Consider the following 22721-nt stretch of genomic DNA (forward strand, 5'->3'; position numbering starts at 1 on the left):
CCCTTGGGGGGCAGCGAATACACGAAGTGATGGAGCGTGGGGGTGTTCATGTTTACCCCAGCGCTTTCTTGTAGCGGCCTTCAACCAAGCGGTTGTAGCTCAGCATGACCACCAGGTTGGCCACCAGCAGCGTCAGCGCAATCGCTGCGCCCAGGGGCCAGTTCAACTCGTGCAGGTACTCGTCGTACACCACCGTGGCCACCATCTTCAGGCGCCGCCCACCCAGCAGGCCGGGGATGGCGAACGAGCTGGCCGCGAGACCGAACACGATCAGGCTGCCCGACAAAATGCCCGGCAGCACCTGCGGCAACACAATGCGCCGCAGGGTGGTGAAAGGTGTTGCCTGCAGCGACAGGGCGGCGTTTTCCACGCCCGGGTCGAGCTTTTGCAGCGAGGTCCACACGGGGATCACCATGAACGGCAGCATCACATGCACCAGTGCGATGACCACTGCGATCTCGGTGTAGAGCATCTTCACCGGGCCAAACCCCAACAACCCAAACAGCCCATTCACCAGCCCCTCGGGTCCCAGCAGCATGCTCCAGCCAAAGGCGCGCACCACCACCGACACCAGCAGCGGCGCCAGCACCACCAGCAGCAAGATGGAGCGCCACGGGTTGCCCATGCGGCTCAGGATGTAGGCCTCAGGCGCGCCAATCAGCACGCAGATCAGTGTGACCAGGCCTGCAATCCAGAACGTGCGCCAGAAGATCGCGTGGTAGTACGAGTCGGTGAACACATGCGCGTAGTGCTCCAGCGTGAATTCGCCCGCCTTCACCCCCGTGGCCGGGTCAAACGCGTTGAACGACAGCACCGCAGTGAGCGCCAGCGGCACCAGCAGCAGCACCGTGAACAGCACCAGCGCCGGGCCTGACAGCCACCACGGCGCGGCCTTTTTGTGCAGCAAGGTGGTGGCCAGGCTCATGGCGCCACCTCGGCGGCGTCTTCGGCCTCCAGTTCGGCCAGTGCGGTTTCATCGGCGGGCAGCAGGCGCATGCAGTGATCGGGCCAGTCCACGCCCGTGCGTTCGCCTTCGGCCAAGGCGGCGCGGCCATCGTTGGGCGCCAGCACCATCAGGTCACCCACGGGCGTGCCCACGCGGTACAGCCATTGGCTGCCTAAGAAGAAGCGCTCGCACACCTCTCCATCGAGCCGGCCCTGTACTGCGGGAACCAACTGCACTTTTTCTGGCCGCACGCTCAGCAGCACGGCGGCACCGGGGCGGTAGCGGGCGCCGTTGATTTCCACCGTCAGCCCACCCACGGCCACATGCGTGTGGGTGCCACTGGCATGCGTCACCTTGCCCGGCAGCAGGTTGGCCTTGCCCACAAAGGTGGAGATAAAGCGCGTGCGCGGGTGTTCGTACACGCGATGTGGGTGATCGATCTGCGTGGCGCGCCCAGCTTCCATCACCACCACGCGGTCGCTGATGGACATGGCCTCGCTCTGGTCGTGCGTGACCATGATGGTGGTGGTGCCCACCTTGCGCTGAATCTGCCGCAGCTCGAACTGCATCTCTTCGCGCAGCTTGGCGTCGAGGTTGGACAGGGGCTCGTCCAGCAGCAGCACCGGCGGCTCAATCACCAGCGCGCGAGCCAGGGCCACCCGCTGGCGTTGCCCGCCCGACAGCTCGCGCGGGTAGCGTGTGGCGTGCGCCTCCAGGTGCACCAGCGCCAGCGCCTGGGCCACGCGCTCGGCGCGCTCGGCCTTGGGCACCTTGCGCATCTCCAGCCCAAAGGCCACGTTGGCCGCCACCGTCATGTGGGGGAAGAGGGCATAGCTTTGGAACACGATGCCCAGCCCGCGCGTGTTGGCCTTGGCGTGGGTGATGTCCTTGCCATCGAGCTCGATGCGCCCGCTGGTCACCGCCTCAAACCCCGCCACCATCTGCAGCGTGGTGGTCTTGCCGCAGCCCGAAGGCCCCAGCAGCGACACAAATTCACCCTTTTGCACCGTGAGGTTCATGGCCTGCACCGCGCAGGTGCCGCCATAGAACTTGGTCACATCCGTGAGCTTGAGAAACGACATGGCGAAAGCCTTTCCGGTGGTGGCATCGCACGGGTTGCTTGGGGGCGGTGCGTGCCACCTGCTGTGGAGTTGCATGGAGGGGCTGCGGGCCTTTGGGGTGTTTGCACCGGGGTGGTGCAGGCACTGCGCAAAGATTGAAGCAGCCGCTTGTTTCAATTGAATCTATTGCAATAAACAAACCAGAACGCTTCTGGTATTCCATTAAACGGAAGTTTTCTTCAATTTATTCCGTTCAATGGAATATGATGCCTTCCGTTTGAACGCGCAATTCCACAGGAGCGAGGTATGGCAGACGCATCAACCGCATCCACCGCATCGGGTGGCGTACCCCGGGTGTTTGCCGTCCTCCGCGCCCTGTCGGCCGTGCAGGCCGAGGGCGGCCGGGTCACCCAATTGGCGCGTGCCGTGGGCCTCACGCAGGGCACCACGCACCGTTTGCTGCAATCGCTGGTGGCAGAGGGCATGGTCGAGCAGGACGAGCGCAGCAAGCTCTACCGCCTGAGCATGGACTTCTTTGCACTGGCAGCGAAGGCCGGCAACCCCGGCGACCTGCGCAGCCTGTGCCGCCCTGTGCTTTTGCGCCTTTGCGCCAGCCTGGGCGACAGCATCTTTTTATTGGTGCGCAGCGGGTTCGACGCCGTGTGCCTGGACCGCAGCGAAGGCCCGTTCCCCATCCGCTCGTTCACCGGCGACATCGGTGGCCGCGTGGCCCTGGGCGTGGGGCAGGGCGCCCTGGCCATCCTGGCCTTCTTGCCCGAGGCCGAGCGCGAAGAGGTGATCCGCTTCAACCTCTCGCGCGTGCGCGAGTACGGCGTGTTTGACGAGGTGTACCTGCGCACCGAAATCGAGCGCGTGCGCCAGCTGGGTTACGCAGGCCGCAACACAGGTTTGCTTGAAGGCATGGCCGGTGTGGCCGTGCCTATTTGTGATCGCGAAGGCCGCGCGGTGGCGGCGCTGAGCGTGGGCACCATCTCCGCGCGCCTGAATGACGACCGCCTGCCGACGGTGGTGGAGCTGCTCAAGCGTGAGGCGGCGGCGATTGGGCCGAAGATCAATCCGTTTGATGCGACGTTGAGGCGGCCGGCGCAGAGTTTGGGGAGTGGGGCGCAGGGGGCGGTGATTGGTGTCGCGGGGGGTGACTGAGGTGTTGCGGAGAGCCCGAAGCCGCCGTTCAGAAGCGCCGCCCGGAAGCTGCCATCGACTCGCTGCACGCTGCTGTTGGAAATCCCGGTGTCTGCCTACGGCGAGCTATAGTTTGCCGACTTAACGCGTACCGGGTTTCACGGAATTTTTATACCTGGACATTTGAACAAGTCATCCCTTGCAAACCTATGCTGCAAGCCACCTCCAGGAGAAATAAGCGTCCAAAATATCCCGCACGGCCCAGTTTATCCCGCAGGTTTTGCGGTCTAAATTACGTTGAAGCTCATGGCCTTCTCACTCGTTCTGACCGACGAACCAAGCTATGTGAAAGAGCATTGCTGCGCGGAAATGTCTGAGCAGGTAAACATGGCGTTTTCTGGTGCAGAGAGTCCTTTGCTAGGGTCAACTGACAAGCGCATTTATTGGTCACCAGTCTTTAACGAATATGGACTCATTTGCCAACCTTCTGCTGAAATCCTTCAAATCCGCCACTGCCCATTTTGTGGTTCTCGCCTTCCAGAATCGCGGCGTGACGAGTGGTTCGAAAGACTGGAGAAAGAAGGCTGGAAGATTTGGGGCGACCCCATACCAAGTGAGTTACTTTCACATGACTGGAAGTAGCTTTAACCTGTTGCTCCATCGGACGGCTACGCCGCCCGCTGAGCGCCAACGTTAGACCGCATCGGGAACGCCATGGATAAGCGAGACCTGGTAATCCACTACGACGAGGAGCGTGGGGAGATCATCTTCCACTCGGTCCCATCAAGTGACACGAAAGAGCTTCGGTCCAAGAGCTTCGATGGAGTGCGGCCGGAGGTTTCATACTTCAAAGAGCTTTCGCCCGACGAAGCGGAACAAGCCCTTGGTCGTCTCGTCTTCTCTCTGGTAGATCTGAACTCAAACACCAAGATTGGAATTCGGGACTACAAGTCCGAAGCTGACGCCGCTCATTCGGAGTACGTGGCCGATCTGGAAGAGAAGGTGAAGGCCGGCGACATTGATGCCACGTTTTGTCTCTCTCATGAGATGCACCGCTCCGCTCTGAGTAACTGCTCGTCGGCTGATCTGCGCCGCGCGGAGGAACTTCTCACTCATGCTGTGCGTGAGGGGAACGAAGAGGCGAAGGATTGGCTCGAGTCAACTTGGCCAATGCTGAAGGCGGCGGCTGAAAGGAGAATCGCTCGTGGGAATGCGGTCTAACAGGTCGTTCGACGCGGACACGCAGCGGTCAACTCCAACGTTGAGCGTCCGCTTTCACCTGCCACCACCGACTGCTCCTGACCGATTGCAGCTACTGCGCGATCAGCTGGGCCAGGTCGCTGCGGTCAAGGGGCACGTCGTACAGCTTGCGCGCCGCAATGACCTTCACCGGGCGTGAAATGGGTCGAACATTGCTGATGCGCCAAGCCCAGTAGCCAGGGGCCCAAGCGCTGGCGCATGCAGCTTCAACCTCGGTCGGCAGCCAGGGATGAATTTCGGCGATATCGACGACGGCTACCAGTCGTCCGTCATCATCCGAATCGCCCTGTTCAGAAAGAAAGCGCCCGTTTTCAACGATCAGCAAGTCCGTCAGCGGCAGGTCCTCGGGACGCCAGGACCTCACTTCGAGCGTCTTACGACCGTCAGCGATGTTTCTGCCATTGGGCGTGACGATTGAAAGTGCAAGCAAGGTTTTGAGTTCAAACGAGCGCAAAGCTCTACATTCCAAGCATAGCCTGTCGCACTCCCAGCGACGTGTCGGGAATCGACATTGGCGACCGGCCGCTCTTGGCCGAAAACGGTAGTCGTAGTTTTTGGCGATGCCTCCGTGAGCTCGGTCGGCCGTATCACTCAAAGCCGCATGTGCAGGCAACAGGCCGCCGTAAATTGTCGCGACAGTATTGCGGCAATCTCTACACGCCGGCCATCGCTCGTGGTGTTGTGCTCAAGTCGGGTCAACGCCACGCCATCCAACGGCTCTCACAATCAAACGACAGCTGACTCTGGCGCCAGATCGACACCAGGTAAATCGCGCACTGCATGCGCGCATACAGCCGCAGGTAGTGCGTCAGCACCTATTCACGCAGTTCTCCGTCTCGGGCGATGGTGTCGGGTTGCTGGGCAAGGTCTGTTCGTGGCTATAGTTCGTCGCGTTGCAGCTGGCTCGGGGATCGATTTTTCTGCACGGGTTTCTGAAATCTCCGGTGCCTTGAACCGAGGCTGCAAGCCACTTTCAGGAGGAATCCATGCCCGCCACATCGAAATCCACAGCGTCTCTGCATCCCGATTACCCCGTCGTGACCGGCCACTATCGAATGACCGATGAATGGTCCGTCGTGCTGCCTGAGGCATTCAACCGGCGCATCGAAGACGGAAGTCTGGTCCTCTGGCGGCCAGCGCTCACGTTCTGGATCACTGTCTGGGGCAATGACAAGGGCGCCTCTGAAGAAAAGCGCCTGGCCTCCATTTTGGAAACCGCGAGCGACCTTCGCAAAGAGCAACAGGTTGAGCGCGCAGACCAGCGGGTGCGCCTGACCTATGAGTTGCCAGACGAAGACCCGTCTAGGTCTCAGCCGTCGTACCACTCCATTTCCGGGTATGTGATTGCGCCGTGTGGGCATGTGCAAATCTCTGCCTACTTCGACACGCCCGAGGCCCGCACGCTGGGCTATCAGGTCATTCATTCGGTTCACGATGTGGCCTGACGGTCTTTGCAAGGCGTCCCGTTCGGTAGCCATTGACGCAACGACTGGCCGATTGACTTTCGGTGATTACTCTTTATCGCTGCGCTCGCATCGGGACGACTTGCCGAAGGTGTTCGCACAGCGCGAGGGCGTCATCTACCGGGACGGCGCACAGTGGCCGTGCGTCTTTGCCACGGCCGTCCATTGCGAGCATGAGACCCTGTTCGAGTGCACTCTGCGCTATGAAAATGCCCAGCTGGTGCATGCCACGCTATGCATTGAGCCTCAGCAGTTCCGTGATTTGCCGGGCGATGCGTTTTACGAAAGCGTTGATGCGCGCTATAGCTATCACCTGGCGTGGCTGAGGGCGATGGGCTTGCCGGGCAGTGCTTACGCCACCGTCGCATGGGGCGTGGTGGGCGTTGGGCGTGGCAAGAGTGAGAACGTCTTCATTTATTGGCAAGCAGCCTGAGCTGGGTGGGCTGCATGGCGTGGTGCTTGGGACAGAGACTGGAGGGGACGGGCTGAATGACCGCTTTCACTGCGGTTTCGCCCAGACATTCAGTGCGCGCGGCTTGCGGCGTTCAAACACAATTTGCTTCTTTTTTTATAGCGCCTTGCGCTAGAAAAATAAGCGCTAGAGGCACTTTTTGATGATGCTCTGGATGGCCGTGTGCAGGGCGATGGCTCGCATGCGGGCTTGTCTCGTCACCCCTGCCGCTGCCCCGCGCACTCCCCCACCACCCAATCCCTGAACGCCTTCACCAACGGCGTCTGCGCCCGTGCCTCTGGGTAAACGAGGTAATACGCATCGGTGCTGGTCAGCACCTGGTCTGACAGCTCCACCAAACTCCCGGCCGCCAATTCCTGCTCGATCAAAAAGCGCGGTAGCAGCGCCGCGCCCAGGTGCGACACCGCAGCCTGCGCAATCATGGCGAAGTGCTCGGACTGCGGGCCGCGCAGGGCCAGGGCCGTGGGCGCGCCCACCAGCTCAAACCACTCGGCCCATTGCGTGGGACGGGTGCTTTGCTGCAGCAGCACCACGCGGGTCAGGTCTTGCGGGGTGCGGATGCTGTGGCGGTCGCGGTAGGTGGGGCTGCATACGGGCACGGTTTCTTCGTGCATCAGGTATTCGCACACGGCGCCCGCCCAGTGCGGCGTGCCGAAGTGGATCGCCGCGTCAAACGGCGTGCCCGCAAAGTCAAAGGGCTCGGTGCGGGACGAGAAGTTGACCATGGCCTCGGGGTGCAGCGCCATAAAGCCGCCCAGGCGCGGGATGAGCCAGCGTGTGCCCAGCGTGGGTAGCACGGCCAGGTTGAGCAGCCCGTCGGTACTGGAAAACGCCATGGCTTTTTGCGTGCTGGCCGACAGTTGCTGCAGCACGTTTTGCACGTCAGCAGCGTAGACGCGGCCCGCGTCGGTCAGCACCACGCGCTGGCGCACGCGGTGGAAGAGGGCGGTGCCGATTTGTTCTTCCAGCTGGCGGATCTGGCGCGACACCGCGCTTTGCGTGAGGTGCAATTCCTCTGCCGCGCGTGACACACTTTGGTGGCGGGCGGCGGCCTCAAAGGCCAGCAGGTCGGCGGTGGACGGCAGGAAGGCGCGGCGCAGCAGGGTCATGGTGGTAGGCCGCAGGGGTTATGCGGTGGGGGAATGAGCGGCGTTGTTGGTCTGTGCACTGTTTTGGGTCGCCGCGCTTACGGATTGTGCACAGGCTGCTCTGCAATTTTCATGTACTTCATGCGGAATTGTGATGAAGTAGTTCCAAATTTTCGCTATCCACCACCCCGCAGTTGGCGGATATTGGCGCAATGTTTGCGTAGGTTCTCTTGCGCTTTGTGTTTCTCTGCCCCCCTTTCACCTTTGCGAGCCGCCATGTCTGCCACCTCTGCCGCCACCCCTCTTGTGTCTGAAGTCGATCAACTGCTGCAACGCCTGGGCGTGCCTCGCGCTGCGTACACCAGCGGCACGCTGGCGGCGCGCTCGCCCATCACGGGCGAGGTGCTGGCCCAGGTGCCGCAGCAAAGCCCGTTGGATGCCACCGCCGCCATTGGCCGCGCGCATGCCGCCTTTTTGGCGTGGCGCAATGTGCCCGCACCGCGCCGGGGCGAGCTGGTGCGCCTGCTGGGCGAAGAGCTGCGCGCCGCCAAGGCCGACCTGGGTCTGCTCGTGACTATCGAGGCTGGCAAGGTACCGTCCGAAGGCCTGGGCGAGGTGCAGGAAATGATCGACATCTGCGACTTTGCCGTGGGCCTGTCGCGCCAGCTGTATGGCCTGACGATTGCCACCGAGCGCCCTGGCCACCGCATGATGGAAACTTGGCACCCGCTGGGCGTGTGCGGCGTGATCTCGGCCTTCAACTTCCCCGTGGCCGTGTGGTCGTGGAACGCTGCGCTGGCGCTGGTGTGCGGTGATTCGGTGGTGTGGAAGCCGTCCGAAAAGACCCCGCTCACGGCCCTGGCCACGCACGCGATTGCGCAGCGCGCCATCGCACGCTTTGGAAGCGACGCGCCCGAGGGCTTGCTGGAGCTGATCGTGGGCCAGCGTGACCTTGGCGAGGTGCTGGTGGATGACGCCCGCGTGCCCGTGCTGTCGGCCACAGGCTCCACCGCCATGGGCCGCGCCGTGGGCCCGCGCTTGGCAGCGCGGTTTGCGCGCGGCATCTTGGAGCTGGGTGGCAACAACGCGGCCATCGTGGCACCCACGGCCGACCTGGATTTGGCCCTGCGCGGCATTGCGTTCGCCGCCATGGGCACGGCGGGCCAGCGCTGCACCACGCTGCGCCGCCTGTTTGTGCACGAGAGCATTTACGACCAGCTGGTGCCCCAGCTGACCAAGGTGTACGCCAACGTGCAAGTGGGCGACCCGCGCACCGCTGGCACGCTGGTAGGCCCACTGATCGACCGCCCCGCGTTTGACGGCATGCAAAAAGCACTGGAGCAAAGCCGCGCGCTGGGTGCCACGGTGCACGGCGGTGGCCGCGTGGAAGGACTGGGCGGTGCAGATGCGTACTACGTGCGCCCTGCGCTGGTCGAGTTGCAAAAGCACGAAGGCCCCGCGCTGCACGAAACCTTTGCGCCCATCCTGTACGTGGTGCGCTACAGCAGCATTGACGAAGCCATCGCCATGAACAACGCCGTGGGCGCTGGCCTGTCGTCGTCCATCTTCACGCTCAACGTGCGCGAGGCTGAACAGTTCATGTCGGCAGCAGGCTCGGACTGCGGCATTGCCAACGTGAATATTGGTCCCAGCGGTGCCGAGATTGGCGGCGCGTTTGGTGGCGAGAAGGAAACGGGCGGCGGGCGTGAGGCGGGGTCGGACAGCTGGAAGGCGTACATGCGCCGCGCCACCAACACCATTAACTATTCGACCGCGCTGCCGCTGGCGCAGGGCGTGACGTTTGATGTGTGAGGGCTTGGTTTGAATGCCCACGCCCTTCACCCTGAGCTTGGCGAAGGGCGGCTCAGGTACACGCCCCGGCTTCGACAGGCTCAGCCCGAACGGGTGGGGTGTGGCTGGGGCGGGTTGTGCCGAATTCCCCGTTCGCCCTGAGCCTGTCGAAGGGCCGTTACACCGCGAGATATTTGAGAATGACCACTGACTCTTCACCCATCGTCATCATTGGCGGCGGCGTTATCGGCAGTGCCATTGCGTACTTCCTCATGCGGCAGCAACCGGGCTGCGAGGTGGTGGTGGTCGAGCGCGACCCGACCTATGCACGTGCTTCGTCGGCGCTGTCTGCCAGTTCCATCCGCCAGCAGTTTTCGACCAACATCAACATCCAGATATCGGCCTACGGCATCGGCTTTTTGCGCAACGTGGGCACGCTCCTGGCCTGCGACGGCGATGTGCCGGACATCGGTCTGCACCAAGGCGGCTACCTGTACCTGGCCACCCAGGCGGGCGAGGCCACGCTGCGCGAGAACCATGCACTGCAAAAGCAGCACGGTGCCGATGTGGCGCTGCTGAGCCCGCAGCAACTGGCCGAGCGTTTTCCCTGGCTGGCGCTGCAGGACGTGGTGCTGGGCTCATTGGGCCTGTCGGGCGAGGGCTGGTTTGATGGCTACCTGCTGCTGACGGCGCTGCGCAAAAAGGCACAGAGCCAGGGCGTGCGCTACGTGGCCGACGAGGCGGTGGGGCTGGATACGGTGAGCAGCGACGGCGTGTTGCATGTGAATGCGGTGCGCCTGCAAAGTGGCACCGTGCTGCCCTGCCGCTATGCCGTGAACGCCGGTGGCCCCTGGGCGGCAGCCATCGCGGGCTGGGCGGGCATTGATCTGCCCGTGGTGGGCAAGCGCCGCACGGTCTTCAACCTGGCCAGCCCCGCAGCGCTGCCGGGCTGCCCGCTGCTCATCGACACCAGCGGCATCTGGCTGCGGCCCGAAGGCCCAGGCTTTATCTGCGGCTTTGCGCCGGATGTCGACAACGACGCCGACTTTGCTCCGCTGGAGCCCGAGTACGCCGCGTTCGAGGACCACATCTGGCCCACCTTGGCCGAACGCATCCCTGGCTTTGAAGCGCTGCGCATGCAGGGCGCCTGGGCGGGCTATTACGAGATGAACACCTTCGACCACAACGCCATCGTGGGCCTGCACTCGGCGTGCGACAACCTGGTGTTTGCCAACGGATTTTCGGGCCACGGCCTGCAGCAGTGCCCTGCGGTGGGGCGTGGCCTGGCGGAGTGGATGTTGACGGGCGGCTACCAGAGCCTGGATCTGTCGCCGCTGTCCATCGAGCGCATCGCGCGCAACGCGCCGCTGCTCGAAAAGAACGTGATCTGAGCGTTACCCCAGCCGCCCGATTTCTCTCACCGATTCATCCACCTGCCAACCACAAAACACACGGAGACAACGACATGGCAATTTCCCGCAAGACCTTCACAGCGCTCGCTGCAGGCCTGACCCTGGCCTGCATGGCCACGGCCCCCGCGCTGGCGCAGACGGTCACCCAGCCCACGCTGGAGAAGATCAAGGCCAGCGGCAAGGCCGTGCTGGGCGTGCGCGAGACTTCGCCGCCCATGGCCTACGCGCTGGGCGCCAATGAGAAATACGTGGGCTACCACGTGGAGTTGTGCGAGCGCGTGCTGAAAGAAATCGCGCCCGACGCCAAGCTCGAATACATGGCCGTGACGGCGCAGAACACCCTGCCGCTGGTGCAAAACGGCACGCTCGACATTGGCTGCGGCCCCACCACCAACAACACGGCGCGCCAGCAGCAAGTGGCGTTTGCGGTGACCACCTATGTGAGCGAAGTGCGCATGGCCGTGCGCAAGGACTCGGATCTGAAGTCCGTCAGCCAGCTGGCAGGCCGCACCATTGCCGCATCGACCGGTACCACCGCTGTGCAGTTGCTGCGCAAACAAGAGCGCGCGCTGGGCGGTGCCCCCATCAAAACCGTGCTGGGCAAGGACCACCACGAGAGCTTCTTGCTGCTGGAAACCGGCCGTGCCGACGCCTTTGTGCTGGACGACAACCTGCTGGCCGGGATGATTGCCAACTCAAAGGACCCCTCGGCCTATCGCATCGTGGGCGAGCCGCTGGGCGCTGAGCCCATTGCGCTGCTGTTCCGCAAGGACGACCCCACCTTCAAGGCAGCGGTGGACGGTGTGCTGACCAAGCTGATGCAAAGCGGCGAGATGGAAAAGATCTACACCAAGTGGTTTGTGAACCCCATCCCGCCCAAGAACATGAGCCTGAACCTGCCGCTGGGCACCACGCTGCGCCAGCTGTTTGCCACCCCCAACGACAAGCCCCTGGAGACCTATCAGCAATGAACGCTGCCATCCCCGCCACGGCCTTCCGCGCGGCCGACCGCCTAGCGGCCATTGGTGTCTCGGAAATCGTGCGCCTGACGCAAGAGGCCAACCAGCTCAAGCGCCAGGGCCTGCCCGTGATCGTGCTGGGCCTGGGCGAGCCCGACTTTGACACGCCTGCGCACATCCTGGAGGCCGCGCAGCAGGCCATGGCGCGGGGCGAGACGCACTACACGGTGCTGGATGGCACGCCCGAACTCAAGGCTGCCATTCAGCACAAGTTCAAGCACGACAACGGGCTGGACTTTCAGCTCAACGAGATCACCGCAGGCGCGGGTGCCAAGCAGATCCTCTACAACGCGCTGATGGCGTCTGTGAACCCCGGCGACGAGGTGATCTTGCCTGCGCCGTACTGGACGTCGTACGCCGACATGGTGCTGATCGCCGGCGGTGTGCCCGTGGTGGTGCCCTGCACCGAGGCGAATGGCTTTCGCATCACGCCCGAGCAGCTGGAAGCGGCCATCACGCCGCGCACGCGCTGGGTGTTCATCAACTCGCCGTCTAACCCCAGCGGCGCGGCCTACAGCGCCGAGCAGCTGCGCCCCGTGCTGGAGGTGGTGGAGCGCCACCCGCAGGTGTGGCTGCTGGCGGACGATATTTACGAACACATCCTGTATGACGGGCGCGCCTTTGCCACGCCCGCCGCCGTGCTGCCCTCTTTGCGCGATCGCACGCTGACGGTGAATGGTGTCTCTAAGTCCTACGCCATGACAGGCTGGCGTTTGGGCTACGGCGCAGGCCCCAAGGCACTCATTGCGGCCATGGCCGTGGTGCAAAGCCAGGCGACGTCCTGCCCCTCGTCCATCAGCCAAGCGGCTGCGGTGGCGGCGCTGACGGGGCCGCAAGACGTTGTGCGCGAGCGCTGCCAACAGTTCCAGGACCGGCGCGATCTGGTGGTGGCCGCGCTCAACGCATCGCCCGGCCTGCGCTGCCGCGTGCCTGAGGGCGCGTTCTACACCTTTGCCAGCTGCGAAGGCGTGCTGGGCCGCACCACGCCGGGTGGCATGCTGCTGCGCACCGATGCGGACTTTTGCGCCTACCTTTTGCGCGAACACCATGTGGCTGTGGTGCCCGGCGGCGTGCTGGGGCTGGCGCCGTACTTCCGTATCTCGTACGCTGCATCCACGGCTGACTTGCAAGAGGCCTGCGCGCGCATTCAGCGTGCATGCCAGGCACTGTTTTGACGTTTTCTGATCACTATTTTTGACCCGTCACCGCTGACATGAACACCACGCCCTCCACCCCCCGCACCGGCGGCCAGATCCTGGTCCAGCAGCTCATCACGCATGGCGTGAAGCAATTGTTTTGCGTGCCCGGCGAAAGCTATCTGGCCGTGCTGGATGCCCTGCACGATGCCAGCATTGCCGTGACCGTGTGCCGCCAGGAAGGCGGCGCAGCCATGATGGCCGAGGCCCAGGGCAAGCTGACCGGCCAGCCGGGCATCTGCTTTGTGACGCGCGGGCCAGGTGCCACCAATGCCTCTGCTGGCGTGCACATTGCGCACCAAGACTCCACGCCCATGATCCTCTTCGTGGGCCAGGTGGCACGCGGGGCCATGGGACGCGAGGCGTTTCAAGAGCTGGACTACAGCGCGGTGTTTGGCACCATGGCCAAGTGGGTGGTGCAGATTGACGACCCGGCGCGTGTACCCGAGTTGATCTCGCGTGCCTTCCACGTCGCCACTTCAGGCCGCCCCGGCCCCGTGGTGGTGGCACTGCCCGAAGACATGCTGACCGAAGCCGCTACCGTGGCCGACGCGTTGCCCTATCAGGTGACCGAGACCCACCCCGGTGCCGCGCAAATGGCCGAGCTGGCCCAGCGCCTGCAAGCAGCCAAGAACCCTGTGGCGATCTTGGGCGGCAGCCGCTGGTCTGAGCAAGCGGTGCGCGAATTCACTGCGTTTGCCGAAGCCTGGTCCATCCCGGTTTACTGCTCTTTCCGCCGTCAGATGCTGTTCCCGGCCACGCATGCCTGCTATGGCGGCGACCTGGGCTTGGGCGTGAACCCCAAGCTGCTGGCGCGCATCAAGGCGTCTGACTTGGTGCTGGTGGTGGGCGGGCGCCTGTCCGAAGTGCCCTCGCAGGGCTATGAGCTGTTCGACATTCCCACGCCTGCGCAGCCCTTGGTGCATGTGCATGCCGATGCGGATGAACTGGGCAAGCTGTACCGCCCCACGCAGGCCATCCACGCCACGCCGCATGCCTTCACCGCCGCACTGAACGCGGTGCGCCCCACAGCCGCCGTGTCGTGGAAGGCCCACACTGAAGCCGCACATGCAGAGTACCTGGCATGGAGCGATCCGGCCCCCATCCGCATCCCTGGCAATCTGCAGATGGGCCAGGTGATGCAGCACCTCAAAGAGGTATTGCCTGCCGACACCATCTTCTGCAACGGCGCGGGCAACTTCGCCACCTGGATCCACCGTTTCTGGCCCTTCACCACTTACGCCAGCCAGCTTGCGCCCACCAGCGGGTCGATGGGCTACGGCCTGCCTTCGGGCGTGGGCGGCAAGCGCCTGTGGCCGCAGCGCGAGGTGGTGATCTTTGCGGGGGATGGCGACTTTTTGATGCACGGGCAAGAGTTTGCGACCGCGGTGCAGTACGGCCTGCCCATCATCGTGGTGCTGCTGGACAACGCCATGTACGGCACCATCCGCATGCACCAGGAGCGCGAGTACCCCGGCCGCGTGAGCGCCACGCAGCTCAAGAACCCCGACTTCAAGGCCTATGCCCAGGCCTTCGGCGGCCATGGCGAGCGTGTGGAGCGGACAGAAGAGTTTGCCCCCGCGCTTGCCCGCGCCCGTGCCAGCGGCCTGCCCAGTGTGCTCCACTGCCTGATCGACCCCGAGGCGATTACGCCCACGGGCACGCTGCAGGGCATTCGCACGGCGGCGCTGGCCAAGCATTGAATTTCAGTAGTATTTTTAATTCATAGAACGTTGTTAAAAGCGCTTTTAAATTCTTCTATGAATATTATTTATACATAAGGATCTGTTCGCAGGTGTCTTCTATTGGGTACGCTGCGGTTGATAAATTATTCATAGATTTGCCAAAAAACGTCATTTGGCTACTATCTATGAATGCCAAAGCAAAACACCAGCCCTGCCGAATACCCGCACGCCGTTCTTCAGCAGATTGAACGGCTGGGCCAGCACATCGCCATCGCCCGCAAGCGGCGGGGCGAGACACAGGCCCAGTGGGCGCTGCGGCTGGGCGTGTCCCAGCCCACCATGGCGCGCATCGAGCGGGGCGACCCCTCTGTGGCCATGGCCAGCTACGCCATGTGCCTGTGGCTCGTGAACCCGGCCGTGGCCGTGGCCGACCTGATTGCACCGCAGAACGACCAGGCCGCGCTGGAGCGGGAGGTGGCGCGGGTGCGACGCCCCCGCAAGCTTGCACAGGGAGCCTTGCCACAGCGCGCCCCGGGCAAGCTGGTGCCTGGCGCTGCATCTGCGTCTACCTCTGACGTAGCCCGCACCGCCAACAGCGCGGCAGTGGGTCTGGCGGCGCTGATGCAACCCGGCGCAGCCAAGGCACCGCAATGAAGTCGGCCATGGGCGTGACCGCGCGCAGCTATGTGCCGCAAGACCTGCTCTATATCTGGGCACTGGTGAACCCTGCGCAGCCGGTGCTGGTGGGCGAGTTGCGCCTGTCGCAGTTGGTGGCCGACTGCGCCACCTTTCGGTACGGTCAAGGCTGGTGGCACTTCCCGCTCAGCGAAGATTTGCCGCTCATCACTGGCCAAGAGTTCACCGCAGGCGAGCGGGGCAGCGCGCCGGGCGCCATCGACGACGCGCGGCCCGACCGCTGGGGCGAGCGCATCATTCGCCATGTGGACCGGCCTGCGCGCCTGTCCATTTTGGAGATGCTGCTGTTTGCGGGCGATGACCGGTTTGGTGCGCTCGGTGTTTCTATCTCTGCCGATAGGTACGTGCCCCGTCCACTAGGCCCGTACCCCCAACTGAGGGACTTGGCGCAGCTCAGTGCCGCCGTGGAAGACCTGCAGACCCAGGCCCCGGTCACGGCTGAGATGCAGCGCCTGATCCAACCCGGCGTGACGCTGGGCGGCGCTCGGCCCAAGGCCCTGCTGCAGACCGATGCGGGGTCTTGCGTCATCAAGTTCAGCGAGCTGGACGATGCGGTGGACACGCCGCTGGTCGAACACGCCACCATGACCCTGGCCGCGCAGGCAGGCATCCGCATGGCTGCCACGGGCGTGCTGCCCATCCCCGCGCGGCATGGCAAGGCGCGCCATGCGTTGACTATCGAGCGTTTCGACCGTGTGGGCGGGTACCGCCTGCATTGCCTGTCGGCCCGCACGGCGCTGCGCGCGGCGCGGTTGCCCGAGAGCTACAGCGCGCTGGCCACGGTGCTGCTGCGCCTGGCCCACCCCGACACGCAGGTTGCGCAGCGCGAAGAGCTGTTCAAGCGCATGGTGTTCAACATCCTCATGGACAACACCGACGACCACGAGCGCAACCACAGCCTGCGCCTGGGGCTGGATGGCTACTACGAACTGACCCCAGCTTATGACGTGGTGCCCACGCTGCAGAACCTGGGTTACCAGGCGATGTCGGTGGGGCAGGCGGGCGCGGAGTCCAGCCTGGAGAACGCGCTGACCGAGTTGAGCGAGTTCGGCATCAAGCGGGCGCGGGCGGTAGTGCTCATCCAGCAGGTGGCGCGTGTGGTGGATGGGTGGCAAGCCCACTTTGCGCAGCAGGGTGTGTGCCGGGCCGATATGGAACTGCTGCACGCCGGCATTGACCGAGAGGCACTGCGAGGGCAACGGCAAGAATTTGTGTGAGCCAGACGCACCAGGTGGCGCCCGTTCCTTTTTTCTTGTCCCAGGGAATGTCAGCAGCATTGCCAATGCGCCGCGCAAAATACGGGCGTGATAGACGCTGCGCCCGAACCCTCTGATGCCGAGTTGCCCCCTGTCGCGCCACCTGGGCGCCAGGGCGAGCGCCTGCGCCGCATTGCCCACCTGGACATGGATGCGTTCTACGCCTCGGTAGAGCTGTTGCGTTACCCGCAGCTCAAGGGCCTGCCCGTGGTGATTGGGGGCGGGCGGCGCAAGGTGGACGACTTGCTGCTGCAAAGCCCCGATGGCTCGGGGCCCCGCGAGCCTTGCTTTATTCCGGTGGAAGACTTTCCTCTGCTCAAGGACTACGTGGGCCGGGGCGTCATCACCACGGCCACTTACGCGGCGCGGCAGTTTGGCGTGGGCTCGGCCATGGGCATGATGAAGGCCGCCAAGCTGTGCCCGCAGGCCATCGTGCTGCCGGTGGACTTTGACGAGGTGCGCAAGTATTCGCGCACCTTCAAAAGCGCCATCACCGAGATTGCACCCGTGATGCAAGACCGGGGCGTGGACGAGGTGTACATCGACTTCACCGATGTACCAGGTGGCCAGCGCGAAGGCGGGCGGGTGCTGGCACGGCTCATCCAGAAGAGCATTTTTGAAAAGACGGGGCTGACCTGCTCTATTGGCGTGGCGCCCAACCGGCTGCTGGCCAAGATGGCCAGCGAGTTCAACAAGCCCAACGGCATCTCCATCGTGTACGAGGAAGACCTGCAGCCCAAAATCTGGCCGCTGAACGTGCGCAAGATCAATGGCATCGGCCCCAAGGCGGGCGAGAAGCTGGCGCGCCTGGGCATCGAGACCATTGGGCAACTGGCTGAGCAGGATGAGCAGCGGTTGATAGGCCACTTTGGCAAGTCCACCGGCGCCTGGATGCACCGCGTGGCCTGGGGCCGCGATGACAGCCCGGTGGTGACAGAAAGCGAGCCCGTGAGCATGAGCCGCGAAACCACCTTCGACCGTGACCTGCATGCCGTGCGCGACCGGGCTGAGTTGTCGCGCATCTTCACCGACCTGTGCCAGCGCGTAGCGCAGGACCTGCAGCGCAAAGGCTATGTGGGCAAGACGATTGGCATCAAGCTGCGCTATGAGGACTTCAAGACGGCGACACGGGACCATACGTTGGCCCTTGCAACGGCCGATGCTGCGGTGATCCGGCGCACGGCGGGGCTGTGCCTGAAAAGGGTGCCGCTGGACAAGAAGCTGCGCCTGCTGGGGGTGAGGGTCGCCACCTTGCATGCTGCGGGTGCTGCTGCGGATATGGACGGCACAGGTGCCCAGCCAGATGCAGTGGCACAGAGCCGCAAGGCACGGCAAGCCGACATGCACACTGGATCACTTTTTTGAACTGTGAAAACAATGTGAAAAGAAGGCTGTGTGGTGGTTAAACTTGATTGGTATCAAACCGTAACGTCGGCAGTGGAGTAGCTGCGGTGCGCTGAACCAGCGTTTGGCGTGGTGGAGGGCGTATGCGGCCATAACTATGAAGGGGACAGTTGCATGCGTATCAATTTGCCAGTCACGCAACAGAATTACGATTTCCCGGGCGATGAGTTGCTCGTCTCCAGCACCAACACCAAGGGCGAGATCACGCACTGCAATGCGGCCTTTGTGCGGGTCAGCGGCTATAGCTATGAGGAGCTGATCGGGCAGCCCCACAACATCATCCGCCACCCCGATATGCCTGCGCCGGCCTACAAGGACATGTGGCGCACCATTGGCCGTGGAGAGCCTTGGACCGGGCTGGTCAAGAACCGCCGTAAAAACGGCGACCACTATTGGGTGCGCGCCAATGTCACCCCGATCATGGAGGCTGGCCACCCACGCGGCTACATGTCAGTGCGCACCAAGCCCAGCGCGCAAGAGGCGGCAGCGGCCGAGGCCTTGTATGCGCAAATGCGGGCAGAGGCCGCATCGGGCCGTGCCAGCCTTCGGCTGGAGGCGGGCGCGCTGCGCAGTGTGGGGTGGCGCGGCGTGGTCCAGCGGCTGGGGCAACTTCCACTCACCCAGCGCATGGCCTGGATGCTGCTGTGGTTGGTTCTGCTGGCCATGGTGCCTGACCTGCTGGGCATGCAGGGCACTGCAGCCACGGCTGCAAGGGTGGGGCTTTTGTTGCTGGCTGCGGGCGCGGTGCTGTGGCGCTTTCAGGTGGCGGTGGTGCAAGGCATTGGCGAAGCCAGTCGTTTTGCTGCCGATTTGTCGGGGTGCAACCTGACCTCGACAATGCGGGCCGACTGCCCCGAGCCGCTGCGCAGCCTGGTGCACCGCCTGCAGCAAACCCAGGTGAACTTGCGCGCCGTGGTGGGTGATGTGCGCACGGAGGTGCGCCACTTCACCGAGGCTGCTGCAGAGATTGCACAAGGCAGCCACGATCTGTCGGCACGCACCGAATCACAAGCGAGCAGCCTGCAAGAGACTGCGGCATCGATGGAGGAGCTGGCCAGCACCGTGCGCCAGACGGCCGACACTGCGGCCAAGGTGTCGCATGAGAGTGAGCAAAGCAGCCAGATCGCTACCAGCGGCGGGCAGGCCGTGCATGAGCTGGGGGCGTCCATGCGGCAGATGCAGCAGTCTTCGGCCAAGATCAATGAGATCGTGGGTTTGATCGAGGGCATCGCGTTCCAGACCAATTTGCTGGCGCTCAATGCCGCGGTGGAGGCGGCCCGTGCAGGTGAGCAGGGCCGTGGCTTCGCGGTGGTGGCGGGTGAGGTGCGGGCGCTGGCGCAGCGCAGCGCCGGCGCGGCCAAAGAGATCAGCGGCCTGATCAATGTCACTGTCAGCCAGATTGCCAGCGGTGCACAGCAGATGGACCATGCGGGCACCACCATTGGCGGGGTGGTGGATGCAGTGCAGCGCGTCAGTGCCTTGGTGCAGCAAATCACTGCGGCCACCAAGGAGCAGGCCATTGGCATCGCGCAGGTGAATGAGGCCGTCACGCAGCTCGACACCGTCACGCAGCAAAACGCCGCTTTGGTCGAAGAGTCCACCGCTTCTGCCCAAAACCTCAAGTCCAGCGCGCAGGCGCTGGGGTTGTCGGTGGATGTTTTTAAGATGAATTGAGCTGGGCTCGTTTTGAGGCCCGCTTGCACCCCATGGGGCCATTCTTGCCGGGTGGTCGGCGTCGCTGCACCGCTTGCCAATGGCATGGGCCGCCCTGCATGGGGGCTGGGCTGCGCGCAGTGCCTAGCAGCCCATCCTGGCAAGGCATTTGCGCGACCCCGAAAAGACCGTCAACAGGTTCCCTGCTTTGCGCAGCGCTTTGACGGGCTCCGTGTGAACGGTTTTGGGTGGGTGCGCCAACCCCGCAACGGCCCCGAATGGGGCTGGGTACCGCAGACAGTCGCCATTACTGCCGCGCTGTGCGCACGTTGGCGGGTAGCGCCTGGGGGTGGCTGGTGCGCAGGGGGTTGATGTCCAGCCCGCCCCGGCGCGTGTAGCGGGCGTACACCATCAGCTTGATGGGTTGGCAGCGCGTCCACACGTCCATGAAGATGCGCTCCACACACTGCTCGTGGAACTCGTTGTGGTTGCGAAAGCTCACGAGGTACTGCAGCAGCCCCTCCTGGTCGATCTGCGCTCCGGTGTAGCGGATCTGCACGCTGCCCCAGTCGGGCTGGCCGGTGACCAGGCAATTGCTTTTGAGCAGGTTGCTGGTCAACACCTCGGTCACCGGGGCTTCGTCAAACTGGGCTTTGAGCAGTTCGGGCGCGGGCTGGTAGTGGGTGCATTCCACGTCCAGGCGGTCCAGGCTCAGGCCGTCCAGCTCGTGCACGGGTTCCTGGTCAAACAGTTCGGGCGCAATCAGCTTCACACCCACGGTGGCGGGGTGGGGCGCGCCGCGCCACACGGCCTCGCTGATGTCGGCGCGCAGGCGGGCTTGCACCTCGCTGGCATCGGCAAAGCGGGTGTTGTTGAAGCTGTTGAGGTAGAGCTTGAAGGACTTGCTCTCGACGATGTTGGGCGACTCGCACGGGATGGTGAAGTGCACCAGCGCCAGCTGGGGCTTGCCGCGCAGGTTCAGCCAGGACACCTCAAACGCCGTCCACAGATCGGCCCCGAAAAACGGTGGCGCGTCGGCAATGCCGATCTCGGCCCGCTTGCCCGCGCGTGGGATGGGGAAGAGCAGCGTCGGGTCGTACTGGTCGGTGTAGGCCGAGGCTTTGCCCAGCTGAGATTGTTCAGGGGTGTTGGTCATTTGCTATAAAAATAGTAGCTTCTAGCGCTTGTTAATCAAGCGCTAGAGCATGATTTGATGCTTATTTGAACTCGCGCTCGCGCAGCCACTTGGTGGCGATCCACTTCTCACCCGCAATCACCGGTGCACCGCCGTGCAGCGTTTGGGTGGAGGGGTGGGGCCGCTCGTAACTGAAGAACACGGCATTGCCGCGCTGGGGGGCGACTTCCAGGAACACATCGGGGAAGGTGGTGCCGCCGCCTTTTTCTGGGGTGTTGAGGTACATCACCAGCGTGCCCACGCGCTGCCCACCGCGCTTGACGATGGTGGGCGTGCCGGGCTCGGCAGGGTCAAAGTAATCGTAGTGGGGCTTGTATTCGGCCCCGGGGCGGTAGTGCAGCACTTGCACGCCTTCACCGTTTTCGATGGGCCATTGCAGCAGCTTGGCAATCCGCTCCTCAATGGTCTGCACCAAAGTGCTTTCGCCGCGTTGGAAGAACATGCCGTCACTGGTGCGGTCGTCGTTCACCTCTTCGCCGCCTGTCTTGGTAGCCACCGTGAGCGAGCGGGCCATGCGCGGGCTGGCGGCGGCAATCAGGGCATCGCATTCCTCTGGAGAGAGGAGGTTGCCAAACACCACCACGCGGGGCTTGGCCAGTTGCAGCAGCACTTGCACCTGGCGGTCGCCGGCGTCCAGCAGGGCAGGGGAGTCGCCCAGCAAGGGCTCGGGCACCGGCACGGCGCTGGGTTGGCCTTGTTGCACGGCGAGCGTGTTCAGGTGCTCTTGCAGCGTGGTTTCCATGGCGTCGGCGGCCACGTCCTCGTCCCAGCCTGCATCGCGCATGGATTGCAGCACCACGGGGGCTGAGAAGCCCGCCTGGGCCTGCTCGATGATCCAGCGGCGCAGCTCGGGGGTGATGGACTGGGCCGAGGGCTTGCGGGTGGTGGTGCTGTGCTGGGCAGGGGATGGGGCCATGGTCGGGACCTCAAACGTGGACAACATTGGAAAAAGCGGGAGGGCGGGTGAGCGAGTCAAGCGGGCTTGCGCCGGAACACCAGTCGCTCAGGCTCGGATGCTAGCGCGTCAAAGGCGTAGCCCTCCAGGTCAAAGCCTTCGAGCTGGTGCGGTGTGCTCAGCCGCTGGGTGATGGCATAGCGCGCCATCAACCCGCGTGCGCGCTTGGCGTAAAAGCTGATGATTTTGTAGGCGCCGCCTTGCCAGTCCTCAAACACGCATTCGATCACGCGGGCCTTGAGGGCCTTGCGGTCTACCGCCTTGAAGTACTCCTGCGAGGCAAGGTTGACGACCACGGGCGTGGTGTCTGAGCGCAACTGGGTGTTCAGGTGCTCGGCAATCTGGCGGCCCCAGTATTGGTACAGGGTGTTGCCCGCCTCTGTGGCCAGGCGCGTGCCCATCTCCAGGCGGTAGGGTTGCATGCGGTCCAGCGGGCGCAATACGCCGTACAGGCCGCTTAGGATCGCCACGTGGCGCTGCGCCCAGTCCAGGTCGTCCGCCCCCAGGCTGCGGGCTTGCAAACCCTCGTACACATCGCCGTTGAAGGCCAGCACGGCTTGGCGTGAGTTGTGGGCGGTGAACTGCGGCTTCCAGGCCTGGTAGCGGGCCACGTTCAGCGCCGCCAAGGGGTCGCTCAGGTCCATGAGCGAGGCAATGTCTTGCACAGACTTTTCGCGCAGCACTTCAATCAACGCGGTGGACTGGGGCACGAACTGTGGGCGTGTGTGCGGCAGACTCTCTGGGACGGGGGTGTCGTAATCCAGTGACTTGGCGGGGGACAGCAAAAACAGCATGGTGCGATGGAGGGGCAGGGTGGCTGATGGGTGAGTCGGGGCGAAGCTGTGCAGGGCTTGGTGATCCTGCGCCATGCGCTCAATGTCTTATTTTGAGGGATGCGGGCACGGCGTGAGTCCCCCTTTGGATTGCAGCGCTTCATGTCCCGTGTTGGCGCACAGCCCCAAAAAACAAAGGCGGCCAAGGCCGCCTTTGAGGGGGTGCAGCTGCGCTATACGGCGCAGGCTGTGT

At 63.8% G+C, this 22721-nt stretch carries 21 protein-coding genes; 14 read left to right on the forward strand and 7 right to left on the reverse strand.

The window, feature by feature from the left end; all coding sequences use genetic code 11:
• Positions 1–52: 52 nt before the first annotated feature.
• Entirely contained in the window at positions 53–925 is an 873-nt protein-coding gene (locus tag C8C98_RS12765) for an ABC transporter permease (protein ID WP_121454592.1), read from the reverse strand.
• The gene (locus C8C98_RS12770) at positions 922–2028 is read right to left on the reverse strand and encodes an ABC transporter ATP-binding protein (RefSeq protein ID WP_121454593.1); all 1107 of its coding nucleotides are present in this window, start codon (positions 2026–2028) and stop codon (positions 922–924) included. The genes C8C98_RS12765 and C8C98_RS12770 overlap by 4 nt, the downstream gene beginning before the upstream one ends.
• A 285-nt stretch (positions 2029–2313) precedes the next feature.
• On the opposite strand from C8C98_RS12770, the gene C8C98_RS12775 reads away from it, so the two are divergent.
• The 3 genes from C8C98_RS12775 to C8C98_RS12780 all read left to right on the forward strand — a co-directional run bounded on the left by C8C98_RS12775 (position 2314) and on the right by C8C98_RS12780 (position 4371).
• Positions 2314–3171, forward strand: a complete 858-nt coding sequence (locus C8C98_RS12775; RefSeq protein ID WP_121454594.1) for an IclR family transcriptional regulator — start codon at positions 2314–2316, stop codon at positions 3169–3171.
• Between the two features lie 285 nt (positions 3172–3456).
• A complete protein-coding gene (locus tag C8C98_RS21580; protein WP_147436368.1) occupies positions 3457–3792 on the forward strand; it encodes a hypothetical protein in 336 nt (111 codons plus the stop codon).
• Between the two features lie 72 nt (positions 3793–3864).
• Entirely contained in the window at positions 3865–4371 is a 507-nt protein-coding gene (locus C8C98_RS12780; protein ID WP_121454595.1) for a hypothetical protein, read from the forward strand.
• Between the two features lie 91 nt (positions 4372–4462).
• On the opposite strand, the gene C8C98_RS12785 is transcribed toward C8C98_RS12780, so the two are convergent.
• Entirely contained in the window at positions 4463–4864 is a 402-nt protein-coding gene (locus C8C98_RS12785) for an ASCH domain-containing protein (protein WP_199726591.1), read from the reverse strand.
• 532 nt (positions 4865–5396) lie between these two features.
• On the opposite strand from C8C98_RS12785, the gene C8C98_RS12790 reads away from it, so the two are divergent.
• Positions 5397–5855, forward strand: a complete 459-nt coding sequence (locus C8C98_RS12790; protein ID WP_147436369.1) for a hypothetical protein — start codon at positions 5397–5399, stop codon at positions 5853–5855.
• A gap of 52 nt (positions 5856–5907) precedes the next feature.
• On the forward strand, positions 5908–6306 hold the full coding sequence (locus C8C98_RS12795; RefSeq protein WP_147436370.1) for a hypothetical protein: 399 nt from the start codon (positions 5908–5910) through the stop codon (positions 6304–6306).
• Between the two features lie 236 nt (positions 6307–6542).
• Here the strand turns inward: C8C98_RS12795 and C8C98_RS12800 are convergent, their stop codons facing one another.
• Complete coding sequence (locus tag C8C98_RS12800) at positions 6543–7454, reverse strand: LysR family transcriptional regulator (RefSeq protein WP_199726592.1); 912 nt, start codon at positions 7452–7454, stop codon at positions 6543–6545.
• A gap of 255 nt (positions 7455–7709) precedes the next feature.
• Here C8C98_RS12800 and C8C98_RS12805 point away from each other — a divergent pair, with 255 nt between their 5' ends.
• From C8C98_RS12805 to C8C98_RS12845, 9 genes are all read left to right on the forward strand, one after another.
• Entirely contained in the window at positions 7710–9245 is a 1536-nt protein-coding gene (locus tag C8C98_RS12805) for an aldehyde dehydrogenase family protein (protein ID WP_121454598.1), read from the forward strand.
• A 179-nt stretch (positions 9246–9424) separates the two neighbouring features.
• The gene (locus tag C8C98_RS12810; RefSeq protein WP_121454599.1) at positions 9425–10615 is read left to right on the forward strand and encodes an FAD-binding oxidoreductase; all 1191 of its coding nucleotides are present in this window, start codon (positions 9425–9427) and stop codon (positions 10613–10615) included.
• Between the two features lie 74 nt (positions 10616–10689).
• Entirely contained in the window at positions 10690–11607 is a 918-nt protein-coding gene (locus C8C98_RS12815) for an amino acid ABC transporter substrate-binding protein (protein WP_121454600.1), read from the forward strand.
• Positions 11604–12830, forward strand: coding sequence for a pyridoxal phosphate-dependent aminotransferase (locus tag C8C98_RS12820; protein WP_121454601.1), 1227 nt, complete (start codon positions 11604–11606; stop codon positions 12828–12830). Before C8C98_RS12815 ends, C8C98_RS12820 begins: the two co-directional genes overlap by 4 nt.
• A gap of 38 nt (positions 12831–12868) precedes the next feature.
• Complete coding sequence (locus C8C98_RS12825) at positions 12869–14554, forward strand: thiamine pyrophosphate-binding protein (RefSeq protein WP_121454602.1); 1686 nt, start codon at positions 12869–12871, stop codon at positions 14552–14554.
• Positions 14555–14725: 171 nt separating this feature from the next.
• Positions 14726–15190 (forward strand): helix-turn-helix domain-containing protein, encoded by a 465-nt coding sequence (locus C8C98_RS12830; RefSeq protein ID WP_121454603.1) that lies wholly within the window; start codon positions 14726–14728, stop codon positions 15188–15190.
• A complete protein-coding gene (locus C8C98_RS12835) occupies positions 15187–16449 on the forward strand; it encodes a type II toxin-antitoxin system HipA family toxin (RefSeq protein ID WP_233574536.1) in 1263 nt (420 codons plus the stop codon). Before C8C98_RS12830 ends, C8C98_RS12835 begins: the two co-directional genes overlap by 4 nt.
• Positions 16450–16635: 186 nt before the next feature.
• On the forward strand, positions 16636–17853 hold the full coding sequence (locus C8C98_RS12840; protein WP_233574683.1) for a DNA polymerase IV: 1218 nt from the start codon (positions 16636–16638) through the stop codon (positions 17851–17853).
• Positions 17854–18006: 153 nt separating this feature from the next.
• Complete coding sequence (locus C8C98_RS12845) at positions 18007–19566, forward strand: PAS domain-containing methyl-accepting chemotaxis protein (protein ID WP_121454604.1); 1560 nt, start codon at positions 18007–18009, stop codon at positions 19564–19566.
• A 286-nt stretch (positions 19567–19852) separates the two neighbouring features.
• Here the strand turns inward: C8C98_RS12845 and queF are convergent, their stop codons facing one another.
• From queF to yaaA, 3 genes are all read right to left on the reverse strand, one after another.
• Entirely contained in the window at positions 19853–20701 is an 849-nt protein-coding gene (gene queF, locus C8C98_RS12850) for an NADPH-dependent 7-cyano-7-deazaguanine reductase QueF (protein ID WP_121454605.1), read from the reverse strand.
• A 61-nt stretch (positions 20702–20762) separates the two neighbouring features.
• Entirely contained in the window at positions 20763–21656 is an 894-nt protein-coding gene (locus C8C98_RS12855; RefSeq protein WP_121456237.1) for a 2OG-Fe(II) oxygenase, read from the reverse strand.
• A 56-nt stretch (positions 21657–21712) separates the two neighbouring features.
• Positions 21713–22489: a peroxide stress protein YaaA gene (gene yaaA / locus C8C98_RS12860; protein WP_121456238.1), complete on the reverse strand. Its 777-nt coding sequence runs from the start codon at positions 22487–22489 to the stop codon at positions 21713–21715.
• Between the last annotated feature and the right edge of the window lie 232 nt (positions 22490–22721).

It is taken from the genome of Acidovorax sp. 106, assembly GCF_003663825.1.
Classification (GTDB): domain Bacteria; phylum Pseudomonadota; class Gammaproteobacteria; order Burkholderiales; family Burkholderiaceae_C; genus Acidovorax.

What these genes read in the sequence shown, in the direction of transcription:
- C8C98_RS12780 (WP_121454595.1), top strand. Translation starts at nt 3,865, where the DNA reads ATGGATAAGCGAGACCTGGTAATCCACTACGACGAGGAGCGTGGGGAG.
- C8C98_RS12770 (WP_121454593.1), bottom strand. Translation starts at nt 2,028, where the DNA reads ATGTCGTTTCTCAAGCTCACGGATGTGACCAAGTTCTATGGCGGCACC.
- C8C98_RS12855 (WP_121456237.1), bottom strand. Translation starts at nt 21,656, where the DNA reads ATGGCCCCATCCCCTGCCCAGCACAGCACCACCACCCGCAAGCCCTCG.
- C8C98_RS12830 (WP_121454603.1), top strand. Translation starts at nt 14,726, where the DNA reads ATGCCAAAGCAAAACACCAGCCCTGCCGAATACCCGCACGCCGTTCTT.
- C8C98_RS21580 (WP_147436368.1), top strand. Translation starts at nt 3,457, where the DNA reads ATGGCCTTCTCACTCGTTCTGACCGACGAACCAAGCTATGTGAAAGAG.
- C8C98_RS12840 (WP_233574683.1), top strand. Translation starts at nt 16,636, where the DNA reads ATGGATGCGTTCTACGCCTCGGTAGAGCTGTTGCGTTACCCGCAGCTC.
- C8C98_RS12835 (WP_233574536.1), top strand. Translation starts at nt 15,187, where the DNA reads ATGAAGTCGGCCATGGGCGTGACCGCGCGCAGCTATGTGCCGCAAGAC.
- C8C98_RS12775 (WP_121454594.1), top strand. Translation starts at nt 2,314, where the DNA reads ATGGCAGACGCATCAACCGCATCCACCGCATCGGGTGGCGTACCCCGG.
- C8C98_RS12800 (WP_199726592.1), bottom strand. Translation starts at nt 7,454, where the DNA reads ATGACCCTGCTGCGCCGCGCCTTCCTGCCGTCCACCGCCGACCTGCTG.
- C8C98_RS12845 (WP_121454604.1), top strand. Translation starts at nt 18,007, where the DNA reads ATGCGTATCAATTTGCCAGTCACGCAACAGAATTACGATTTCCCGGGC.
- yaaA (WP_121456238.1), bottom strand. Translation starts at nt 22,489, where the DNA reads ATGCTGTTTTTGCTGTCCCCCGCCAAGTCACTGGATTACGACACCCCC.
- queF (WP_121454605.1), bottom strand. Translation starts at nt 20,701, where the DNA reads ATGACCAACACCCCTGAACAATCTCAGCTGGGCAAAGCCTCGGCCTAC.
- C8C98_RS12825 (WP_121454602.1), top strand. Translation starts at nt 12,869, where the DNA reads ATGAACACCACGCCCTCCACCCCCCGCACCGGCGGCCAGATCCTGGTC.
- C8C98_RS12820 (WP_121454601.1), top strand. Translation starts at nt 11,604, where the DNA reads ATGAACGCTGCCATCCCCGCCACGGCCTTCCGCGCGGCCGACCGCCTA.
- C8C98_RS12790 (WP_147436369.1), top strand. Translation starts at nt 5,397, where the DNA reads ATGCCCGCCACATCGAAATCCACAGCGTCTCTGCATCCCGATTACCCC.
- C8C98_RS12765 (WP_121454592.1), bottom strand. Translation starts at nt 925, where the DNA reads ATGAGCCTGGCCACCACCTTGCTGCACAAAAAGGCCGCGCCGTGGTGG.
- C8C98_RS12805 (WP_121454598.1), top strand. Translation starts at nt 7,710, where the DNA reads ATGTCTGCCACCTCTGCCGCCACCCCTCTTGTGTCTGAAGTCGATCAA.
- C8C98_RS12810 (WP_121454599.1), top strand. Translation starts at nt 9,425, where the DNA reads ATGACCACTGACTCTTCACCCATCGTCATCATTGGCGGCGGCGTTATC.
- C8C98_RS12815 (WP_121454600.1), top strand. Translation starts at nt 10,690, where the DNA reads ATGGCAATTTCCCGCAAGACCTTCACAGCGCTCGCTGCAGGCCTGACC.